This is a genomic window from Clostridium thailandense, assembly GCF_019207025.1.
GTDB lineage: Bacteria > Bacillota > Clostridia > Clostridiales > Clostridiaceae > Clostridium_AM > Clostridium_AM thailandense.
The window spans coordinates 1-6,907 of sequence record NZ_JAEEGC010000258.1 but is presented as its reverse complement, the minus strand read 5'-3'; the positions used below and the strand labels follow the sequence as shown (position 1 = coordinate 6,907).

Sequence of the window (6,907 nt, the reverse complement as noted above, 5' to 3'; positions counted from 1 at the left end):
AGTTTTTATATGTGGCTTTCAACTTTGGAAACATCTCCCTGCGTATAAGTCTACTTTCTGGTATGGGTATCTATAAATAAAACCAATACCTTTTACAAAAATAGTTAACTAAAAACAACCTTATTCTTTCCAGATTTTTTTGCTATATACATTGCATCATCAGCTTTTTTAATCAATTTTTCCACACTATCTCCATACTCTGAAAAAATGGAAACCCCTATACTTGCTGTTACATGACCCACGTTTTCTCCTAAAATAATTTTTTTCCCGACTTCATCAATAATATTTTGACAGACATGACCAATTATATCAATATTATATAATTTTTTCATAACTATTATAAACTCATCTCCACCAAATCTTGAAACCACATCACCTTCTCTTACAACTGAAAGCAACCTTTGTGAAACAATTTTTAAAACTATATCTCCGCTGCCATGTCCCAATGTATCATTTATTATTTTAAAGCCATCTAAATCAATAAATAGAACTGCTAGCGAAAATTTATTTTCTTTTGCTAATTGTAGTGAATGATTTAACTCTCTATAAAATAATTTTCTATTTGGAAGACCAGTAAGGCTATCATGGTTAGCCATTTCTTCTAGTAATTTTTCAGCTTTTTTACGTTCAGCAATTTCTTCTTTTAATTTAGCTGTTCTTTCTTCTACTAATTCTTCAAGTTCATTGTGGTGCTTTCTGAGCTTCCTTTCAGAATTCTTCAAATTGGTGTAAAGAGCTGCATTTTCCATAGAAATTGCCAATTGTGAAGAGATAATTTTCAATATTTCTATACGTTCATTATTAAATACCCCCTCGATTAAGCTGTTCTCTAAATAAAGAATACCTAGCAAATTCCCCTTACTTATCACTGGCATACACATAATAGACTTAGGCTTTTTAGCAACAATATAAGGATCATTTTTATATTTTTCAGATGTAGTTGCATCTTCCAATATAACGCTATCTCCCGAACGTCCCACATAGTAAATTATTTTCTTAGGTAAATTCGCATTGCTTTTAATGTCAATTTCCTTCATAACTTCTATTTTATTCCCATCTATACTTCCTTCTGCTTGTATAAAATACCTTTCTTCTTTTTTTATTAAATAGCAAACTTTTTGTGCCCCTGCATTTTCAAGAACTATATATACTAGTTTTTTCAAAAGCTCTTCTAATTTAATTTCACTAGAAATTGCATGGGTTGCCTTTATAATTGTTGCAATATCTAAAACCATAGAAGATTTATCTGTTTTATATTCCAAGTTAGCAGGCATATTTTTAATGGATTCGCTATTATTTTTATTAAAACCTAAAACTTGTGAATATAATTTCTTTAACTGATTTACTTTGGAAGTTGCTCCCCATAAAATGTAGCAATATATTGCCTGTTCCATATAAATCTTTGCTATTCGTTCATTTTCCAAATGTAGATAGAACTTTGCTGCTAATTCATTTGCAAGTGCTTCCTCTTGAATATAACCATTGTCTGATGCTAATTTAATAGCCTTTTCATAAAAATTAATTGCTTTAAAAGTTTTTCCCAAAGCTTTTGCCTCTTCGGCCTCTACCAGATAAAATTTATGTAAAAAATTACTTTCTCCATGTTTTGCCCATTTCTTCATTTTACGTTGACTTATAAAAACTTTATTTAGAATTTGTCTTTTTCTAAATAGTGATTGGTGTTCAAACTCTGAAAGAATAATTAATGAGTTGTAAAAATAAAAAACTGGAATACTTAAAGTACCACTTACTCCATTTAAATATTTTTCTGCAATTTTAGTATTTTTTAAAGCTTTCTCATATTCACCAAATAAGTATGAAAGAATCGATTTATTTATATATACATCACAAAGATTATTTATATCCTTTTTTTCTAAATGTACAGGTATCATTTGTTCTTCATCATATACTTTACCCTTCAAACAATAAGTATTATTTGAAGATCCTATTAAATTTAATACTGCTTGATGATATATTGACTGTGTTGTCAGAGCTTCCTTATTTTTTATATTATTCATAAAACTGTTATACTCACACATTTTTCTTTCTAGATCAGTTAGGTTATACCCTGAATAATAGGCATAAATACTATATAAACAAGCAGCTGTACATGCATAATTCAGTTTTCCCGTTTCTAATCCAGTAGAATAGGCTTTAATAAATTCATCCAATGTACTTTTTGCACTTAATTTCCATGAACTCACAAAGCAATTATATAAGACAAGTGTCTGAGCCTTATATTCTTTTCCATCAAACTTATCTAATATTTTTAAGGATAGTTGTCCAAATTTATATCCAGAATCAATATCACCAATACAACACAAAAGCATTCCATAAGCAGCGTAACCTATAGATGAACTACTTGAATTTCCATTTCTAATGTATAATCTAACTGCTTTTAATGTTATAAGTAGAAAAAGATTTGGATTCAGCATATAAGTTGCCATGCCCATCTTCATCATAATTCTAAGTGCAGCATATAGAAATAAATCTGTCATCTCCGGCAATTCAAGTAAATCATATGGCTCTTTTCCAACTAATATAGTTTTTGTTTTCACCAACGAAACTAAAACATCTGCTAAGCTTGGATTTTTGGGAAAATTCATACCTAAAAGTTTAAGAACAAATAACGCAGTATCAAGTACCTCTAATTTTTTATTCTGTGCAGTATAGGCAATAATCTTAGTCTCATATAACTTAACTTTATCTAATACTGTTTTACTGTTTTTTAATGCATCTTTAGTATATTCTTCTACTGCATTATAGTCGCCATTTAAGAAAGCTATTTCTGCAGCTTCAACATACAGGGAATGAGTTAGTTCATAAGAATTCTTCCACCCATAGTTATCCATCAAAATTATTCCATTACATAAATATTTATATGCTGTATCATATGCATTTGACTTCTTTGCCATCTTCCCAGCAATTAATTCTAACTTAGCTATTTGTTCTTTTTGAGAAGGGTTATGTACTAATTCAATACCCATGTTTAATTGATTAACAATGTCCAAGACTTTTGTTCTGTTTTTCTCCAAATCAGTACCGGATATCATAAGTCTTCCTATTTTAAGATGTATTTCTTTTCTATTTTTTTCTTCAATTAACGAATATGCAGCCTGCTGAATACGGTCATGAAGAAAGCTGTAGCTGCCTGAAGTTGAACTATCTAGTGGTAAAATCATACCTTCTTTTAATACAGCACAAATATCAAGATATGTGTCTCTCAAATTTTTTCTACATATAATTGACAATGTGTCTAAATCAAACTTACTTCCTATACATGCCGCTAATTTTAAAGTTTCAATTGTATTTTGAGGAAATTTTAATATTCTATTTACTATTAGTTCTACAACATTATCAGTTATTTGAGAATTTTTTATACTTTCTAAATCCCATTGCCATCTCCATTCTTCTTTATTAAATTGAATTAGCTGCTCTCTATATAAGGAATATAAAAATTGACTTAAAAATAAGGGGTTTCCTCCTGTTTTTTGATGACTTAGTTCTGCCAATAAACTTGCTTCTTCTAAATCGCAGTGAAAGATTTCTGCAACCATTTGCTGTATATCAATAAACTCTAAAGGTTTAAGAAAAATTGTATTCACTAGTATGTTTCTACTTTGAATTCTATCTAAAGCAAATTTAAGAGGGTGATTTTCATGTACTTCACTGTCTCTATAAGCACCAATAAGAAGCAAATTATTTATTTCAGAATCGCTTATTAAAATTTCTATTAGCTTAAGGCAGGATAAGTCTGCCCATTGTAAGTCATCTAAAAATATTATTAATGGATGCTGCTCTTCACAAAAAGTTCTAACAAAAGCTTTAAATATTTTTAAAAAACGATTTTTTTCTTCCTCTGGCGAAACTTCAATAACTTCTGGCTGTTTCCCTATTATAAATTCTACCTCGGGTATCACATTAATAATTATTTGACCATTTGATCCCAAAGAATTTAAAAGTTTATTCTTCCAAACTTCTATTTGTTCTTTATTTTCACCTAAAATCTGTTGAACTAAATCCTTGAAAGAATTGACCAAAGCTGAATACGGTATATCATGTTCAAATTGATCAAACTTTCCAGAAATGAAGTATCCAAGCTGTTTCTTGATAGATCGTCGAACTGTATTTACTAATTGAGATTTTCCTATACCTGAATATCCTGTAACCATAACAATTTTCAATGAATTTTTGTTGATTTTTTTAAAATCTTCCTTTAATATTTTGATTTCTTTTTCTCTTCCATACAGTTTATCAGGAATTTTAAATGCTTCTGAAAAGTCTTTTTCTCCTATTTTAAAATATGCTACTGAACCAGTGTATTCAAGTAACTCCCTGCACTTTTGTAAATCTGCTTTTAGACCTATTGCACTTTGATATCTATTTTCGGGCATTTTCTCCATAAGTTTCATTACTATATCTGAAATTACCTTTGGAATATTAGAATCATTTTTATATGGAGATATAGGTTTAATGGCAAGATGACAATGAACCAAAGCCAGTTTATCCTTTGCCTTAAAAGGTAAAGACCCAGTAAGCATTTCGTAAAGAATTACTCCTAAAGAATAAAAATCTGTGCGATAATCGATTTTACGTTTTATCTTACCAGTTTGTTCCGGTGAAATATACTCTAGTGTATTTTCTAAATCAGTCATTGCGTCTATAACATTGAGCTCCTGTGAAAAAAGTGATGCATTTTCAAAACCAGTAAGTTTTACTGTCTTAGTTTCCATATTCATGATAATATTATCCGGATTAATAGCTTTGTGAATAATGTTACTATTATAAATATCAATCAATGCTTGAGATAAGTTAATTGCAATTATTAAAAATTCCATTAGATTAAGCTTTTTAAGTTTATTTGAAATTTCACGAAAAAATCTGCCATGAAAATTCTCTAGAATTAAAACAGGTGTTTTCTTATAGTTCTCTAAATCATAAACTTTTACAATATTATTGCTGTGAATTTTTTGATTCAATTCATATTCGTTTTTTAGCTTTATCACATCACATAAATTAGGATATTCGCTGCAAAGAAGTTTCAATAAAACAGGCATACCGTCATTTAATCTAATTCCACTACAAATTATAGTTTTATTTCCTTCATAAACTTTTTCACTTAAATTATAGCCTGGAATATTGATCATTCAATAACCTCCTAATAAAAAATTGAGTAAATTTCATATTTTCAGTTAACATTTATATATTCGACAAAAAAAACTATTATCCTTCTATAGATTGTAATCCATTGGATACCATTCATCAAAATCTCATAAACTTCGTCATATCTTGAAAGAAACATCTGGCAAATGATCAGTTCTGAGCAACTTGTATCATCCTAATTAGCTAACTAGATCTGTAAAGTCAGTTGATTATTTGTTGACAGTAAGTGCATGCTATATATAAGAAATTTAAAAAGAGGCTTTTGCATAGCAACAGCCTCTTTTTATATATATTAATGATGTCTCCAAACCTTTCCTTAGGATTATAATGTTTGATATAATAATCAATAATTTTTTACGTTATCTCTTCGGATGCGTAATACTTTACTTTAGCCAGAACACAATTCTGAGCATCCTTTACAAACTCTATTTTAGAAATCACTAAATTTTTAATTTCAAATTCCTCGTTATTTTTTAATTTTATTATATTATTAATATCATCATTAATAATTGCACTTATAGCTCCTTTAACGGTCGCTTTAAAATAATTCACCCTATCTTTAAAATTTAATTCCAATCTATCTTCAATCAATTTATTCTCGTTTATTGATATAATTTTTTTATCCATTTCCCAATTTCCCCTTTATAAAATAAATATTTAAATTTCCTTTATTCTAATCAATATGTTTGTAAACATTTTCTTCAATTATTTTTATCCCTTATATTATAATAGATTTATGCTAGTACATAAATCTATTATATATCTTTTCAGGATCTGTATCAATAAATATTTTTCGCTATTTAAAATGCTTCAAACAAAAATACTAGTACAGTTATACTTACTGTATCATTATTATATTAATCTTCATTAACTGTTCTCTACTGTGAATTTTTTCATATTCTTTCTTACTAAAACTTACTCTCTAACATACTTTATTTTGCTGGTAAAAGTTATATAATCAATATACGTTATGTAATAAACTAGGTGGCATTTTTCTAAATGGTAAACAAAAAATTTTAGAAAGAAAATGAAAAAGATTAAAGAAGAATGAAGATTTAATGCCAAGTATGACTGGTATGAACTAACAAAAGGTATGATGGAAAAACTAAAAATAAAATTGAATATTAAAGTCTAAAGAAGTTATTGTACTATTTTTTAATGTCTAACTACAGTATCGAACTCTTTTCAAATGCACTGTACTTTACTTTAGCAAGTACACAATTCTCGGTATCCTTTACAAACTCTACTTTGGAAATCAATAAACCTTTAATTTCAAGTTCTTCATTGTTTTTTAGTTCTATTATATTATCAGTATCATCATTAATAATTGCACTTATAGCCCCTTTAACAGTCGCTTTAAAATAATTTATACTATCTTTGAAATTTAATTTTAATCTATCTTCAACCAATTTATTATCATTAATTGATATAATTTTATTATCCATTTTCCACTTTCTCCTTTAATAATAAATGTTTAAATTGCTTTTCTTCTATTCAACACATTTGTAAACGTTTTTCTAAATCATTTTATAAATTTATTATATACTTTTTTTCAATCTGTATCAATAGTATAATTTTGCTATTTAAGATATTTTTGATAACTATATTGATACAGTTATAATTTCTGTATCAACATTTGGACAATAAGTTTTCTCTTCACCGTTCATTAGTTTTAAATTAACTATTTATAGATAACCATACCGGAAAGTAGACTTATACGCAGGTATATGTTTCCAAAGCTGAA

The 6,907-nt window shown here is 27.9% G+C and carries 3 protein-coding genes; all 3 read right to left on the bottom strand.

All coding sequences use genetic code 11. The features are described from left to right. Positions 1–104 precede the first annotated feature (104 nt). Entirely contained in the window at positions 105–5,147 is a 5,043-nt protein-coding gene (locus I6U48_RS29465; protein ID WP_218324076.1) for a diguanylate cyclase domain-containing protein, read from the bottom strand. A 370-nt stretch (positions 5,148–5,517) separates the two neighbouring features. Next, on the bottom strand, positions 5,518–5,790 hold the full coding sequence (locus I6U48_RS29460) for a hypothetical protein (RefSeq protein WP_218324075.1): 273 nt from the start codon (positions 5,788–5,790) through the stop codon (positions 5,518–5,520). A gap of 539 nt (positions 5,791–6,329) precedes the next feature. After that, a complete protein-coding gene (locus tag I6U48_RS29455; RefSeq protein ID WP_218324074.1) occupies positions 6,330–6,608 on the bottom strand; it encodes a hypothetical protein in 279 nt (92 codons plus the stop codon). Between the last annotated feature and the right edge of the window lie 299 nt (positions 6,609–6,907).